The sequence below is a fragment of the Flavobacterium difficile genome (genome assembly GCF_011392115.1).
GTDB lineage: Bacteria > Bacteroidota > Bacteroidia > Flavobacteriales > Flavobacteriaceae > Flavobacterium > Flavobacterium difficile.
The window spans coordinates 20,658-35,999 of sequence record NZ_JAAJBT010000010.1 but is presented as its reverse complement, the minus strand read 5'-3'; the positions used below and the strand labels follow the sequence as shown (position 1 = coordinate 35,999).

The following is a 15,342-nucleotide window of genomic DNA, read 5'->3' as shown; positions in this document are numbered from 1 at the left end:
AAAAGTTAAACTCATTTAAAATCATTATAAATTATCTTTCAAAGGTTGTAAGTGTTACTTATAACCTTTATTTTTGCTATCATTATTCAAACTCTAATTAACTTTAACTATAATTATGGCAAAATCAGCATTTTTAAAGTCATCAATTGCAAAAAAATATTGGATGGCACTTACTGGATTGTTCTTATGTTTGTTTTTAGTTGGGCATTTATTAGGTAACTTACAATTGTTAATGGGCAACAACACAGAAGCCGCTTTACAATTTAACAAGTATGCTTTGTTTATGACGACTAATCCAGCAGTAAAATTACTTTCTTACTTAACTTACATTTCAATTATTTTCCATGCTGTTGATGGGATTTATTTAGCAATTCAAAACAAAAAAGCTCGTCCGGTTGCTTATGCGATGAGTAATCCATCAAAAAACAGTAGTTTTTCTTCAAGAAACATGGCGGTTTTAGGAACAGTAGTTTTAATTTTTATCGCTACTCACATGGTAAATTTTTGGTATAAAATGAAATTTACAGATCAAATTCCATTACAAACTATTTCTGTGGATAACGGTATGGGTGGTAAGCAAGAATTTATCATTACAGCCGATTATGGTCAGAGTAAATTTATGCCAAAAGAACAATTGGATGGTAAAAATTTAGTGCAAGTAGGCAATAAAATTTATATCACCAAACCAATTAAAGTTGAGTTCGCAGAAGGGTATAAAGATTTACATAAGGTAACTTATGAGTTTTTCAAAAGTAAAGCAAAGTTATTTAATGTTATCCCAAATGAAGGGTTAGTATTTACTTTGTTTTATGTATTGTCTATGGCGTTTTTAGGGTTCCATTTATGGCATGGTTTTCAAAGTGCCTTTCAATCTTTAGGGATTAATGGTAAGTTTACACCAGCTATTAAAGTTTTCGGAAAAGCATTTTCTGTTATAGTTCCTATACTGTTTGCTATTATTCCAATTTACATTCACTTTATTTCAAAATAAAAAACATATGGCATTAGATTCTAAAATTCCTCAAGGTCATATTTCAGAAAAATGGACCAACCATAAGAATAATCTTAAATTAGTTGCTCCAAATAATAGACCAAAAATCGATGTAATCGTTGTAGGAACAGGTTTAGCTGGTGCTTCGGCAGCTGCTTCTCTTGGAGAAATGGGTTACAACGTAAAAGCATTTTGTTTTCAAGATTCACCACGTAGAGCACACTCAATTGCAGCTCAAGGTGGGATAAATGCGGCTAAAAACTATCAGAATGATGGTGACAGTACGTATAGATTATTTTACGATACCATAAAAGGTGGAGATTACCGTGCACGTGAAGCTAACGTTCACCGTTTAGCTGAAGTGTCTTCTAATATTATCGACCAATGTGTGGCTCAAGGTGTTCCTTTTGCTAGAGATTATGGTGGATTATTAGATAACCGTTCGTTTGGTGGAACGCAAGTACAACGTACTTTTTACGCTGCTGGACAAACTGGTCAACAATTATTATTAGGTGCTTATTCTGCCTTATCTAGACAAATTGGTTTAGGAAATGTAAAAATGTACAACCGTCACGAAATGCTAGATATTGTAAAAGTTGATGGAAAAGCGCGTGGTATTATTGCTCGTAATTTAATTACAGGAGAGTTAGAACGTCATTCAGCTCATGCCGTTATTATAGCATCTGGAGGATATGGAAATGTATATTTCTTATCTACTAATGCGATGGGAAGTAACGTAACTGCTTCATGGAAAGTACACAAAAAAGGAGCGCATTTTGCAAATCCATGTTTTGTACAAATTCACCCAACTTGTATTCCAGTTCATGGAACTAACCAAGCGAAATTAACATTAATGTCAGAATCATTACGTAATTCAGGTCGTATTTGGGTTCCAGCGAAAAAAGAAGATGCAGAAGCGATTAGAGCAGGAAAATTAAAACCTACTCAAATTGCAGAAGAAGATAGAGATTATTTCTTAGAAAGAAAATACCCAGCTTTTGGAAACTTAGTACCACGTGATGTGGCTTCTCGTGCAGCGAAAGATGTATGTGATGCAGGTCATGGTATTGAGGCAAATGACACTAATGAAGGAGTTTATCTAGATTTTGCCTCTGAAATTATTACAAAAGGAAAACAAGCAGCCTTCACACAAGGTGATCATAATCCATCTGATGCTAAAATTCAAGAATTAGGTAAAAAATGGGTAGAATCTAAATATGGAAACCTTTTCACGATGTATGAAAAAATTACAGATGAAAATCCATATGAAACACCTATGAAAATTTATCCAGCCGTTCACTACACTATGGGTGGAGTTTGGGTAGACTACAACTTAATGTCATCTATTCCAGGATGTTTCGTAGCTGGTGAGGCCAACTTCTCAGATCACGGAGCTAACCGTTTAGGTGCTTCTGCTTTAATGCAAGGTTTAGCAGATGGATATTTCGTATTGCCTTACACGGTTTCTAATTATTTAGCGGACGAAATTAGAACAGGTAAAATTTCAACAGATACTCCAGAATTTGTGGAAGCTGAAAATGCAGTTCGTCAATCGATTGAACAATTGATTAATAATAAAGGTACCAAATCTGTAGATTATTTCCACAAGAAATTAGGTTTAATTATGTGGAATAAAGTAGGAATGGCTAGAAACGAGAAAGGATTAACAGAAGCTATTGAAGAAATCGGACAATTAAGAGAAGATTTCTATGCAGATGTTCGTGTTCCTGGTGCGGCTAATGAATTAAATCAAGAATTAGAAAAAGCACTTCGTGTAGCTGATTTTATTGAATTGGGACAATTAATGGCTAAAGATGCTTTATTACGTAAAGAATCTTGTGGTGGACACTTCCGTGAAGAATATCAAGATGCTGAAGGAGAAACACTTCGTGATGACGAAAACTTCGCTTATGTAGCTGCTTGGGAATACAATGGAAGTGATGCAAGTAAATCAGTGCTTCATAAAGAAGAATTGAAATATGAGTTCATCAAAATTGCAGCTAGAAACTATAAATAAAATAAGTAATTAGTTATAGTGAATAGTAATTAGAATTTACACTAATCGCTTCTTACTTGTCACTTATCACTTTAAAAATAAAATTATGAGTGCTAAAAAAAATATAAATATCAACCTTAAAATCTGGCGTCAAAAAAATGCTAGTACGAAAGGTAAAATGGAAACATACAAATTAGATAATGTTTCTACAGACAGTTCTTTTTTAGAAATGTTAGACCAATTGAATGAGCAATTAATCAATAACCAACAAGAGCCAGTTGCTTTTGATCACGACTGTCGTGAAGGTATTTGTGGAATGTGTTCATTATATATTAATGGTCGTGCACATGGTCCGGATACAGGAACTACAACTTGTCAATTACACATGCGTAAATTTAAAGATGGAGAAACTATTTTTATTGAGCCATGGAGAAGTAAAGCGTTTCCTGTTGTAAAAGATTTAATGGTTGACAGAAGTGCTTTCGATAGAATTCAACAAGCTGGTGGTTTCGTTTCAGTAAATACTTCAGGTCGTACTATTGATGCTAATGCTACACCAATAAGAAAAGAAGATGCAGATAAAGCTTTTATGGCTGCTGCATGTATTGGATGTGGTGCATGTGTGGCTACTTGTAAAAATGGTTCAGCGATGTTATTTGTTGGAGCAAAAGTATCTCAATATGCATTATTACCACAAGGTAAAGTAGAAGCTACAGAAAGAGTATTAAATATGGTACGCCAAATGGATGAAGAAGGTTTCGGAAACTGTACTAATACTGGTGCTTGTGAAGTAGAATGTCCGAAAGGAATTTCTTTAGAAAACATTGCTCGTATGAACAGAGAATATTTAAAAGCAAGTGTGTTGTAAAACCACTTCACATAAATTTAAAAAAACGCATTCATTTTTGAATGCGTTTTTTTTATATTTACAATTATGAAAACAGCACTTATTCAAACCGATATTGTTTGGGAAAATCCATCTGAAAACAGAAAAATTTTAGAAGAAAAAATTGATGATCTAATAGAAAATGTCGATTTAATTATTCTACCAGAAATGTTTACTACGGGCTTTACCATGCATCCAGAAGTAGTGGCGGAAACTATGGAAGGTGAAACTTTATTATGGCTTAAAGAAATAGCAGCAACTAAAAACTGTGCCATTACAGGTAGTTTAGTAGTTGCAGAAAATGAAAATTATTATAACAGAATGGTTTTTGTTTTTCCAAATGGAGCAACTCAACATTATGATAAAAAGCACTTGTTTACTTTAGCAGGTGAAGATCAGGTTTACACTTCTGGAAAGGAAAAAGTAATCGTAAATTATATGGGTTGGAAAATTTGCTTACAGGTTTGTTATGATTTAAGATTTCCAGTTTTTTCCAGAAATACAGAAAATTACGACCTACTTATTTATGTAGCCAGTTGGCCAAAAGTCAGAACAAATGCCTGGGATATTTTACTAAAAGCAAGAGCGGTTGAAAATTTATCTTATGCCATAGGTGTGAACCGAATTGGAACAGATAACAACAATTTAGAATATATAGGACATTCGCAACTTATTGACGAGTTGGGGAATTATATGATTGAACCCACAGAAAAAGAAGGTGTTTTTATTGCTTATTTAGACAAAAGCAAAATGTTGGAAACTAGAAATAAATTGAACTTTCTAAACGATAAAGATACTTTTAATTTTGTTTAAATTTCAAAATCAATCCAACTCTAATTCTTGGTCTACATCCCAATTGGCACGAACTCCAATTAATGCAGGAAAATATATCATGGTTTCGGGTTGTGTTTTAGTTTTGAAATTTCCAGTATCCCAAATTTTATTTTTGTTGTCATCATAGAACAAACGCACCTGATAATTGCTAGGTTGAATGCCTTCGAAATAAATTTCAGTTTCTTTTGTAGCGTATTTTTCATTAATTATATCGCCAGAACTGTTTAAAATTTGTAATACATATGGGAATTTTTTTATGTTCTTTAGTCGTAATTTCAAGTTACCAAAATCACTTAATTCCCCTTTAGTAAATTCAAATTTTAAGCTATCGTTTTGCGTGTCGTAAATGTCTTCAATGGCGTCAGGTAATAGTTCAACGATGTATTTTTCGTTTTCTTCTTGTTTAAAGTCGAAGGTTATTAATTGTTCAAAATCGTCAGTGGTTATTTTAAAAGGAACCGAAGAACTGTCTTTTTTTCTCAAAAATATTTTTTCTGAATTTATTTTTTTTACGGGTGTGGTAGCAACTAGTGATAATTTCTCATCAAAATTAAATTTCTTATTAGGAAAAAGAGTAATATTTAAAGAGTCGGCTACTTTTAATTTTTTTAATTTAACAGTGTATTCTTTTGCGTAATTATCAGATTTCACAATCACATTCAAAGAATCTTTAGCATCATTTGGAACAAAAACTTGTAAAGTATCCGATTTTCTATTCTCAGATTTCGCAAATCTAAGCGGTGTTTCTATATTATTTTTCTTAGTGTAAATTTGAATGTTTTTCACATCTCCTTCATAACCTAGAAATAATTTATTATTACTTTCTAATGTAGGAGAATACGTTTTAATATCGTTTTTTTCAGAAAATAATTTTAAAGTAAACGTGCTATCGGTCGGTATTTTAATTTTTTCTTTTTTGAAAGCAATCTTTTCCGATTTTGATTGATAATTGTAATTGTTGTTTTTGTCTTTTAGTGCTACTAAATAATACTCGCCTTCTTTTATGTTTTCAATCTTAAAAGCTGTGTTTTTTTCTAAAGTATTGGTAATATAAATGGGTTTCTTTTTATATACTAAAGAGTCGTTATAAGTAGCAGCGTCGTACAACATCACGGTAACAAATTCATCAGTTTTTACATCGAAAGCATCTTTTATGTTTCCAGAAATTTGTAATGAATCGACAAAAGTTCCTGTAGAAAACACATATTTAAATTGCGAATACGGAATGCCTTCATTATAATCTGTAATACTTTGTCCGAAATTGAAACTGTAAGTTGTATTGGGTTTTAAATCTTCATTTAAAGTAATTGAAATAAATTTACTAGCGCTTCCTTGTGGAACAATAGTTGGACTTTTTTCCATTGGTGGAGAAATAATCAACTGTTTGTTTATGTCTTTTACTTTAATATATTCACTAAAGTCGATTTTTATTTTATTGCCTGCAAAATTTGTTTGATAATTTTTCGGATTGCTTTTTACAATTACTGGAGCAATACTGTCTTTTGGTCCGCCAGTGATGGTTCCTCTTTTAGCGCAACTGATAAAAAATACAGAAATTATTATTAAAATTAAGCCGAATTTTTTCATGAATTGGTATCTGTTTTAGGATTGCAAAGTAACAATTATATTCAGTTGCATCATAATATTTAAATAAATTTTATGATTGTGAATAGGCAATAGTTAAAATACTGATTTTAGTATCTTTAATCTTTAAAATTTCTCTTGCGCAGGCTTCTATAGTTGCTCCAGTAGTAAAAACATCATCGATAAGTAAAAGATGTTTGCCTTCAATTTTTTCAGGATGTTGAATTGAAAAAACATCTTTATTTTGTGCCAACCTATTTTCTTTTGTTTTGTCTGTAACCGATTTTAAATTTTTAGTTTTGATTAATACTTTTTCTAAAGTTTCAATTTTTGTGTTTTCTTCAATTGCCTTGCAGAAAGTTAGTACCTGATTATATCCGCGTTCTTGTAGTCTTTTTTGATGTAAGGGAACAGGGATGATGTAATCTATTTTATCTAAAATCGTATTTTTTTCATTTTCATTACAATACAAATTACCCAAAAAAGTTCCTACTTCTTGCCTGTTTTTATATTTTAAATTGTGAATTAAGTTTTGTGTAATGCCTTTTTTGTTAAAGTAGAGTAGTGATGCTGCAGATTCATAAGGTAGCAAACCATAAAATTTTTTGTCAATTTCAGTGCTTTCAATTTGATGATGTTGTGTAAATGGTAATTGGTGTAAGCATTTCGTGCAAATTACAGATTCGTTTTTTAGTAATAACGCATCACAACCGTTACAGAAATTCGGGAAAAGCACATTTAACAGATTTTTTTGTATTTCATCGAATATTTTTACCATCTCATAAACATTAACATATATTTAGGAAAAATAATAGAGTATGTCCTCAAACAGAAATCACACCTATAAACTAGCCATATTAGCCCTATCTATATTTCTTTTAATAATTCTTTTTAAAAGTTATAAAGATACTAAATCTTCAGAAGAACTGCAAGAAAACCTAAGGCAGGAAAGTTTGTTGACACAAAATCAGTTGTCTGAAATCATAGAAAAGTACGATTCTATATCTATGATTTATAACAATTATGAGGATAATTTCGCTACCATCAATACCAAGGTAAATTCTGACAAAAACACTAAGAAAGATTTAGATTTCAAAAACTTATCCGACCTAAATCAACAAATAGAAAATATTAAAGATTCTATCAATATATTAAAGGAAAGGTTACAAGAAATTGAGAAAATTAAATCATTAGTAAAACCTGCAGAGAAAAAAAACTTAATCGTGCCTGCCATTTCTTTCTCAAGTTCAAAGTTTGAAATAACCAATTTACAAGTGAAAGGTGTTAAGTTTTTAAATGAAAACGCCTCACCAAGTAAAGCAAAAGCGATTGAACAAATTAGAGTTTGTTTTACTATTGATAAAAATGAGTCAATTGCTAACGGTGAAAAAGAGCTGTTTGTTCAGGTTATTAATCCAAAGAACGATATTGTATCTGTAGAAGGTTTAGAATATGAAAAAAACAACACTATTTTAAGATATAGCAAATTAGCTAAATTTGATTACAGACAAAGAGTTACTGATGTTTGTAGTTATGTAGATTTAGAAAAAAATAAAACTTATAAAGGACGATATATAATTAACTTGTATTCTGGTACTACTAAAATTAGTTCTACTATTTTCAATTATAATTAATTAGAATTTCCTTTTGTAATTCCGTTGCTATTTTTACTTTTGCAGTATGGCAAAACAAGAAGACTTATTTAAGAATGTAGTTTCGCATGCAAAAGAATACGGATTTATTTTCCCTTCTAGCGAAATTTACGATGGTTTAAGTGCAGTATACGACTACGCACAAAACGGTGTAGAACTAAAAAAGAACATCAGAGATTATTGGTGGAAATCCATGGTGCAAATGCATGAAAATATTGTAGGTTTAGATGCCGCAATATTAATGCATCCAACCACTTGGAAAGCTTCAGGACACGTTGATGCGTTTAACGATCCATTAATCGATAATAAAGATTCTAAAAAAAGATATCGTGCAGATGTATTAATTGAGGATTATGCCGAAAAATTAAACATCAAAGCTCAGAAAGAAATCGAAAAAGCAAAAGCACGTTTCGGTGAGGCTTTTAATGAACAAGAATTTATTACCACTAATCCTAGAGTGGTAGAATACCTTTCCAAAAAGAACGAAATTTTAGCTAGAATGGCTAAAAGTTTAGACACAGGTGATTTAGACGATGTGAAGCTTTTAATTGAAGAATTAGAAATCGCGTGTCCAGATTCTGGTTCTCGTAATTGGACAGAAGTTCGTCAGTTTAACTTGATGTTTGGTACGAAATTAGGCGCTTCTGCAGATACAGCAATGGATTTGTATTTACGTCCAGAAACCGCTCAAGGTATTTTCGTTAACTTTTTAAATGTTCAGAAAACGGGTCGAATGAAAATTCCTTTTGGAATTGCTCAAACCGGAAAAGCCTTCAGAAATGAGATTGTAGCCAGACAATTTATTTTCCGTATGCGTGAATTTGAACAAATGGAAATGCAATTTTTCGTGAAACCAGGTGAAGAAATGAAATGGTACCATTACTGGAAAGAAACCCGATTAAAATGGCATGTTTCCTTAGGATTAGGTGCAGAAAATTATCGTTTCCACGACCACGAAAAATTAGCACATTATGCGAATGCAGCTGCAGATATCGAATTTAATTTTCCATTCGGATTTAAAGAATTAGAAGGAATTCACTCGCGTACTGATTTCGATTTAAAAGCTCACGAACAATTTTCTGGTAAGAAATTACAATATTTTGATACTGAAGAAAATAAAAATTATGTACCTTATGTTGTAGAAACTTCTGTTGGTTTAGACAGAATGTTTTTAGCCGTTTTTTCAAAAGCATTACAAGAGGAAACATTAGAAGATGGCTCAACAAGAACCGTTTTACGTTTGCCTTCCGTTTTAGCACCAACTAAAGCAGCAATCTTTCCATTAGTGAAAAAAGATGGCTTACCGGAAATTGCTAAAGAAATTATGGAAGAATTAAAATGGGATTTCAGCGTAGCTTATGATGAAAAAGATGCAGTAGGTCGCCGTTACAGAAGACAAGATGCCTTAGGAACACCATTTTGTATCACAGTAGATCACCAAACTGTAGAAGACAAAACAGTAACTATTCGTTATAGAGACACCATGTTACAAGAACGTGTAGCTATTGCCGATTTAAAAAACATAATTGATCAAGAAGTTTCAGTAAGAAACTGGTTAATGAAAATGTAATCATAAATCATGTAATAAAAAAACGCCAAACTTCATAAGTTTGGCGTTTTTGTTTTTGTAAATCTAATTTTAGATTAATTACTCTTTAATTAATTTTTTGCTTACCGATACATTATCTGCATTGGTGATTTTTACAATGTAAATGCCTTTTGATAAGTCAGAAATAGATATTTCTTTATTGGCAACACTGTTGTTTTCCGTTTTAATTAATTGTCCGGTTATAGAATATATTTCCACTTTTTTAGCATCTACAGAAAGCATGAAAGCATTAGAAGTTGGATTTGGATACAATTCTAATTGAGACAAGCTATTAAAACTTTCGTTTGATAAAACAGCTGAAGGTTGATTTCCAAAAATTCTAAATTCACCAGCAGGTATTGTTATTTGCATGTTTGTAGCACTTACCGTAGTAATAGAATTATCCATTAAATTATACCAATTTCCTGCATAAGGAAAATCTGCAGTAATGTTTTGTGAACTTGTATATAAGTTCGCTAATATTACCACATTTTTAAGTTGAGTAGGTAACAAAGAATTATCGAAAATATAAATACGTTGTTTTAAATTATCGTTACTTTCTGGACTAATCGCAAATTCACCATTAAAAACAGTTTCTTCTTTTTTAAGTTTAATAAATTTCGAATAATCTGCATAAACAGTACTTCTTGGAGTTGTAGTTAACCAATTCTCCGCCCATTGTGGTTGCAATTTAGTTGCTAATTTACAATCACCAGGTGTAGCATCAGTTTCGCTATTTACCACTCCATTTTCGCAAGAATAAATTGAATCATCCATGGCCAATTCTTGGAAATGCCATATCATTTTTGGACCAGGAATTAATATACTAACCGCACCTAAAGCCGACATTCTTTTTAAAGCATTTGCTTCGTTGTTTAAAACAGGATTAGTTCCAGTGTTGTTTCCAAACGTTTTAGCTTCATACATTAGGCGGTCTTTATCATGACTTTCAGCATATCCTAGTAATCTTTTTCCTGAGAAACCTCTACTTAGGTGGCTCATTCTAGAAATGTTACCTGTAGTATTAGAATAACCCATGGCTAATTCTTTGTATTGTGTGAACATTTCTCCCCACATCATAATTCCTTTTCCTTCACCTAATCGGTAATTTGCCCATTGTTGTTCTTCGAAGTCAGATCCTAAATGCTCAAAAATTACATAGTGATTTGGATCTACAGCCCAAGAGTTATCAGCATATAATCTTAATACATCTACTCGGTCAGCTTGGTACCCATTAGTACATGTTTCATTTGTTCCAGTACAATTTTGCGTAAATCCTTTTGTTAAATCCCATCGGAAACCATCAATTTTAAATTCAGTAATCCAATGTTTTATTGTTTTATTTACATATTCGCGAGTTAAAGCGCTGGTATGATTAAAATCTTCCCCAACACTATAACTGTGGCGTGCAGTAGTATTAAAATATGGATTGTCGGTATTTGGTGGTCCCCAACCATCTTGTACTCCGCCGCTTGTATCATTCATCCACATTCTAACCATAGGATTTCTACCAAATGCATGATTAAAAGCGATGTCTAAAATAACAGCGATTCCGTTTTGGTGGCATAAATCCACAAACTCTTTTAATTTATTTGAAGTACCATAATATTTATCTAATGCCATATGAAAAGAGGTATTATATCCCCAACTTTCATTTCCTTCATATTCCATCACAGGCATCAATTGTATTGCATTAATTCCTAAGTTTTTAAAGTAATCAATTTTATTTATTAAATCTTGGTAATTTCTATTCGCGTCAAAATCTCTCACCAAAACTTCATATACAACCAATTTATCTTTATTAGGTTTTGTGAAGTTAGTTACTTGCCAATTGTAAGGTGTTTGGCCAGTTTGTAAAACCGTTACTTCACGTTCTTGTCCGACTGGATATGCCGGCATTCCAGGATAAGAAGCAGCAGGAATTCCTCCATCGTCAAATGGTGAAAGCACTAAAGTAGAACATGGGTCAGCAGTTTTAACTAATGCCGGTGAATTTGTAGTTGGTGTTTGGTCTACCACCCAATATTGATAAGTATAAATTTGTCCAGGTGTTAATCCTGTTAATTCATACCAAAATTTTGTGCCAGTAGTATTTTTCTTCATAGCATAAGTGCTATTTGGTTGCCAATTATTAAAACTTCCTGCAACGTATATGAAATCTTTACCAGGAGCTTCAATTACTAAAGTGGCTTTAGTAGCATCTGATGTATTGTAATTAATTCCAATTTCTAATCCTGCAGGTAAAGCTTGTAGTACGGTTGTAGGATTAACAATTACATTAAATCTTTTAGTTAGTGTAGTTGCACCTTGAGTAGCAGATAATTCAAACTGTGTATTTGTAGTAATATTTGTTACAGTGAAAGCATAAGTTGTAGTTGTTTGTGACGCTGCGGGTAGAGTTACACCATTTGCTTTTAAGATGTAACTTGCAGTTCCATTGGTGTTGTTTGCAGAAATGGATACGTTTCCACCAGAGTTTTGTACAATATTAGAGTTTTGTGCTGGTGATACCAAATTAAAATTGAAAGCACCAACTTCTGATAAAATATCTTGAGATTTTTTATCTCCTGTTCCGTCTTTTGCTTTAACTAAAAATCCAATTCTACCTATACCAGTAAATCTGTTATAAAAGGCGTTTGGTGTTAAAGTCATTGTATAAGTGTCCGGTCCGGAATTGTAGGTAAATCTGTTCGTTTCGGATGAATTAGTCCAGGTACCATTGGTTGGACAATCTGCAATATTTGCATCATTATTATCAAAAGACCAAGCCCAAATATATAAAGCATTACCTGTAACACCCCATGCTGCTTCATTAACAGAAGATCCATTTATTGTTATGGTAATACTCTGATTGTCTTCAAAAACCGTTGGTGCAATGCTTGAAGTTACTGTTTGTTGTTGAGCAAACAAGAAACTTGTTAGAAAAAGCATACCAATTTGGGTTATTTTTTTCATAGGTTTATTTATTAATTTTTATGATTTTATGAAGGGAAATTCATGTGTTTATTAATTAAAAATTGAGCTATACCTAAATATAGCTCAATTTTAATTTTAGTTTTTTACAATTAGTCTACAGAAATTACTTTTGTTACTGTATTCACTTTGAATAATCTAATTCCAGTAGGACCAACATATCTGAAATTGCTATCACCATCCATTGCGTTGATTAATTCTGAATCTATTGTATATCCATCGTTAGCGAATGAAGGGTAGTTTCTATTTGGTGATCCCCAACTGTCACCACCATCATTTGCAGACCAAATTCTGAAAGTTTCATTATTTGTTAAGTTTACAGGAACCTCGTAAATACCATTTGAAACAACTGGTAATTCTGTTTCGTTACTTCCTGTCCATGACCATCCACCTGGAGTTGCAGCTCCAACCATCCAGTAAGAAACTGGTTCGATACCAGAGTTAACAGTGCTTTTTGCAATACCAATAGTTTTGTTAGTTTGATCAATTTTAATTCTATATGTATCTGGTGTACCAGTGAAATTAAAAGTTGAAGTTGGATCGTTTGAATCTGTTAAGACAGACACGATTTTGTAATTTTGTCCAGCGTAAAATGAAAAGTTTTTAACCGATCCTGTATTACCACTTGTGTCATAAATTCCAAATTTTCCATTAACAAAGCTAGCTTTTGCAGATAATACATCATCGTTACAAATTAAAGTTAAAGGATTTGACCATGTTGAGTTTGCTGAAAGTGCTGTTCCCATTGCAAATTTTCCTAAACAACCATAGCAAGTTACTATGTATGTAATAACATTTGAATATACTGGATTTGTTCCGGCTACTGTTGCTTTAATTCTGATATCAACAGGGCTTTGTACAAAAGGTGTTGCGCCTGCTGTTAAAGCAGCAAGGTTCAATTGATCAGCTGTGATAGTAATGTTTCTGTTAGTTGTACTTCCTAAAGTTTGAGCATTAGAAAAGTCTGATCCATTTGGTGCTAATTCAACTGTATAAGTTACACTTGCTGGAGTTGAATAGTTGTATTCGTTCCAAGTAAGTGCAATTCCAGGATTGTTTGGACTGGATTCATTTAAGGTAATCGCTTCACCGTTTGTTGGTGTGATGATTGTAAATGATGCATCTTTCTGAGTTAAATAAGCTAAGTTTTGTTCGTCTTCACAAGAAACAATTGTCATTGTGAAAATGCTTAATACTAAAGTTTTAAATATATTTTTCATAATAATTAGAAATTTAAGATGATTAATAACCTGTGTTTTGAGTTAAATTAGGGTTTGCTTGTAAACTTGTAGCAGGTATTGGAAATAATTTAAAGTGTGGAGCAATAGATATTCCTGATTGTCCGTTTCCTTTCCACGCCCAATTGTAGTTATTCGTATACTTGTTGAAACGAATTAAATCTTGTCTTCTATGACCTTCCCAGTGTAATTCTCTTGATCTTTCATCTAATAAGAAATCAAGTGTTAAATCTCCTGCAGAAATATTATTAGAAGAATTATTATTGGCTCTTTCTCTTAATGCATTTACATAAGTTAAAGCTTGACTAGTAGTAGCTGTGCTAGCTCCTCTTACCGCGCATTCAGCATACATCAAATATACGTCTGCTAAACGGAATAAAGGAAAGTCTGTATCCACAAAAGTTTGGTTAACACCAGGTGTTCCTGTAGACGTTCTATTAGAATATTTTGCTAATACATGTCCTTGAGCTTGTATTGCTATATTGGCAATGTCAATTGGTCGAGATCCAGAAATTATAGTGTTTCTTTCATCAGTAGCAAATGCACCACCGTTAAATTTTTCAACAAATTGTTTTCTAAGTCTTAAGGCACCACCCCATCCACCGGCACCAACACCCATAGATACTCCATTTTGTTCAACTGAACCAACTTGTCCATTAATCATAACTGTTGTTGGCCCGAAGTTTTGCGTAACATTTCCATCTGATTGTAATGAAAAAATCATTTCGCTTGATGTGTGATTATCTGCTGTAAAGTTATGTAAGTAGTTGTCTTCTAAAACATAACCGCCTCCAATAATATTTTCACACATAGTTGCACATTCATTATATTTATTTTGACCAATATACACTTCTGCATTTAAGTACATTTTAGCTAAAATCATCCAAGCGAAAGCTCTATCAACTCTACCATATTCATTTGTTCTTGGTGCTTTTAAATTTGGTGCAATAGCAGTTAGTTCACTTTCGATAAACGTGAACAATTGTTGTCTGTTATATTCAGGTCCTGCTTGTCCTACAATATCATTTTCAGTGTTAAAAGCTGCTTTTCCATACATATCCATTAAGTGATAGTAAGCTAAGGCTCTTAACGCTCTTGCTTCGTTTCTGTAATCAGAAATATTAGCAAGTAATGTAGCATCATTAACGCCACGTCCACTTAATTTTTCAGAAGTTGTTTGTCTTAAATACTCGTTACAAAATGCAACTTGAGCCATTGAACGCGCAAACATTCCTAAAACGATTGGGTTGTTTGAAGTCCAAGTGTTTCTTTGGATTTCAGCTACACCTGGATCGTTTTCATAAGACCAAATTACTTCATCAGTACTTAAATTTTGTAAATACCATAAACATCTTCCATACTGACTAGTTCCAGCATCTAAACCAGAAATGTTTGAAGAACCAGCACCAGTTAATCCTGTTAAAGATAAATTGGCATACACACCTGCAATTCCTTGTCTGTATGAAGCTGGATTACTAAAAAAGGCTTCGGAAAGGAATATGTCATCATCTTCTGGAACAACATTTAAATCATCTGTACAAGATGTAAATAAAATTGTAATCCCAAATAAGGCAATTAAATTTGTTTTAAACTTTTTCAT

At 32.5% G+C, this 15,342-nt stretch carries 11 protein-coding genes; 6 read left to right on the top strand and 5 right to left on the bottom strand.

All coding sequences use genetic code 11. The features are described from left to right. Positions 1–115 precede the first annotated feature (115 nt). The 4 genes from G4D72_RS12650 (at position 116) to G4D72_RS12635 (ending at position 4,686) form a co-directional block, all read left to right on the top strand. Positions 116–991, top strand: coding sequence for a succinate dehydrogenase cytochrome b subunit (locus G4D72_RS12650; protein ID WP_166078095.1), 876 nt, complete (start codon positions 116–118; stop codon positions 989–991). Between the two features lie 7 nt (positions 992–998). Beyond that, positions 999–3,008: a fumarate reductase/succinate dehydrogenase flavoprotein subunit gene (locus tag G4D72_RS12645; RefSeq protein ID WP_166078094.1), complete on the top strand. Its 2,010-nt coding sequence runs from the start codon at positions 999–1,001 to the stop codon at positions 3,006–3,008. Positions 3,009–3,093: 85 nt separating this feature from the next. Then, positions 3,094–3,855, top strand: coding sequence for a succinate dehydrogenase/fumarate reductase iron-sulfur subunit (locus tag G4D72_RS12640; RefSeq protein ID WP_166078093.1), 762 nt, complete (start codon positions 3,094–3,096; stop codon positions 3,853–3,855). A gap of 66 nt (positions 3,856–3,921) precedes the next feature. Then, entirely contained in the window at positions 3,922–4,686 is a 765-nt protein-coding gene (locus G4D72_RS12635; RefSeq protein WP_166078092.1) for a nitrilase family protein, read from the top strand. Between the two features lie 9 nt (positions 4,687–4,695). On the opposite strand, the gene G4D72_RS12630 is transcribed toward G4D72_RS12635, so the two are convergent. Together G4D72_RS12630 and G4D72_RS12625 are read right to left on the bottom strand one after the other, a co-directional pair. Then, entirely contained in the window at positions 4,696–6,294 is a 1,599-nt protein-coding gene (locus G4D72_RS12630) for an Ig-like domain-containing protein (RefSeq protein ID WP_166078091.1), read from the bottom strand. 70 nt (positions 6,295–6,364) lie between these two features. After that, positions 6,365–7,069 carry a ComF family protein gene (locus tag G4D72_RS12625; RefSeq protein WP_235922505.1) on the bottom strand — a complete coding sequence of 235 codons (705 nt, stop codon included), beginning with the start codon at positions 7,067–7,069 and terminating at the stop codon, positions 6,365–6,367. 40 nt (positions 7,070–7,109) lie between these two features. Between G4D72_RS12625 and G4D72_RS12620 the strand changes: the two genes are divergently transcribed. Both G4D72_RS12620 and G4D72_RS12615 read left to right on the top strand, forming a co-directional pair. Then, positions 7,110–7,925 (top strand): hypothetical protein, encoded by an 816-nt coding sequence (locus tag G4D72_RS12620; RefSeq protein WP_166078090.1) that lies wholly within the window; start codon positions 7,110–7,112, stop codon positions 7,923–7,925. A gap of 46 nt (positions 7,926–7,971) precedes the next feature. Continuing rightward, positions 7,972–9,513, top strand: a complete 1,542-nt coding sequence (locus G4D72_RS12615; protein WP_166078089.1) for a glycine--tRNA ligase — start codon at positions 7,972–7,974, stop codon at positions 9,511–9,513. 78 nt (positions 9,514–9,591) lie between these two features. On the opposite strand, the gene G4D72_RS12610 is transcribed toward G4D72_RS12615, so the two are convergent. From G4D72_RS12610 to G4D72_RS12600, 3 genes are all read right to left on the bottom strand, one after another. After that, positions 9,592–12,486 carry an alpha-amylase family glycosyl hydrolase gene (locus G4D72_RS12610; RefSeq protein WP_166078087.1) on the bottom strand — a complete coding sequence of 965 codons (2,895 nt, stop codon included), beginning with the start codon at positions 12,484–12,486 and terminating at the stop codon, positions 9,592–9,594. 110 nt (positions 12,487–12,596) lie between these two features. Beyond that, positions 12,597–13,724, bottom strand: coding sequence for a SusE domain-containing protein (locus G4D72_RS12605; protein ID WP_166078086.1), 1,128 nt, complete (start codon positions 13,722–13,724; stop codon positions 12,597–12,599). 22 nt (positions 13,725–13,746) lie between these two features. Beyond that, positions 13,747–15,342: a RagB/SusD family nutrient uptake outer membrane protein gene (locus tag G4D72_RS12600; protein WP_166078085.1), complete on the bottom strand. Its 1,596-nt coding sequence runs from the start codon at positions 15,340–15,342 to the stop codon at positions 13,747–13,749.

Excerpts from the sequence above, each read along its gene's own strand:
- G4D72_RS12650 (WP_166078095.1), top strand. The coding sequence starts at position 116 with ATGGCAAAATCAGCATTTTTAAAGTCATCAATTGCAAAAAAATATTGG.
- G4D72_RS12645 (WP_166078094.1), top strand. The coding sequence starts at position 999 with ATGGCATTAGATTCTAAAATTCCTCAAGGTCATATTTCAGAAAAATGG.
- G4D72_RS12640 (WP_166078093.1), top strand. The coding sequence starts at position 3,094 with ATGAGTGCTAAAAAAAATATAAATATCAACCTTAAAATCTGGCGTCAA.
- G4D72_RS12635 (WP_166078092.1), top strand. The coding sequence starts at position 3,922 with ATGAAAACAGCACTTATTCAAACCGATATTGTTTGGGAAAATCCATCT.
- G4D72_RS12630 (WP_166078091.1), bottom strand. The coding sequence starts at position 6,294 with ATGAAAAAATTCGGCTTAATTTTAATAATAATTTCTGTATTTTTTATC.
- G4D72_RS12625 (WP_235922505.1), bottom strand. The coding sequence starts at position 7,069 with ATGGTAAAAATATTCGATGAAATACAAAAAAATCTGTTAAATGTGCTT.
- G4D72_RS12620 (WP_166078090.1), top strand. The coding sequence starts at position 7,110 with ATGTCCTCAAACAGAAATCACACCTATAAACTAGCCATATTAGCCCTA.
- G4D72_RS12615 (WP_166078089.1), top strand. The coding sequence starts at position 7,972 with ATGGCAAAACAAGAAGACTTATTTAAGAATGTAGTTTCGCATGCAAAA.
- G4D72_RS12610 (WP_166078087.1), bottom strand. The coding sequence starts at position 12,486 with ATGAAAAAAATAACCCAAATTGGTATGCTTTTTCTAACAAGTTTCTTG.
- G4D72_RS12605 (WP_166078086.1), bottom strand. The coding sequence starts at position 13,724 with ATGAAAAATATATTTAAAACTTTAGTATTAAGCATTTTCACAATGACA.
- G4D72_RS12600 (WP_166078085.1), bottom strand. The coding sequence starts at position 15,342 with ATGAAAAAGTTTAAAACAAATTTAATTGCCTTATTTGGGATTACAATT.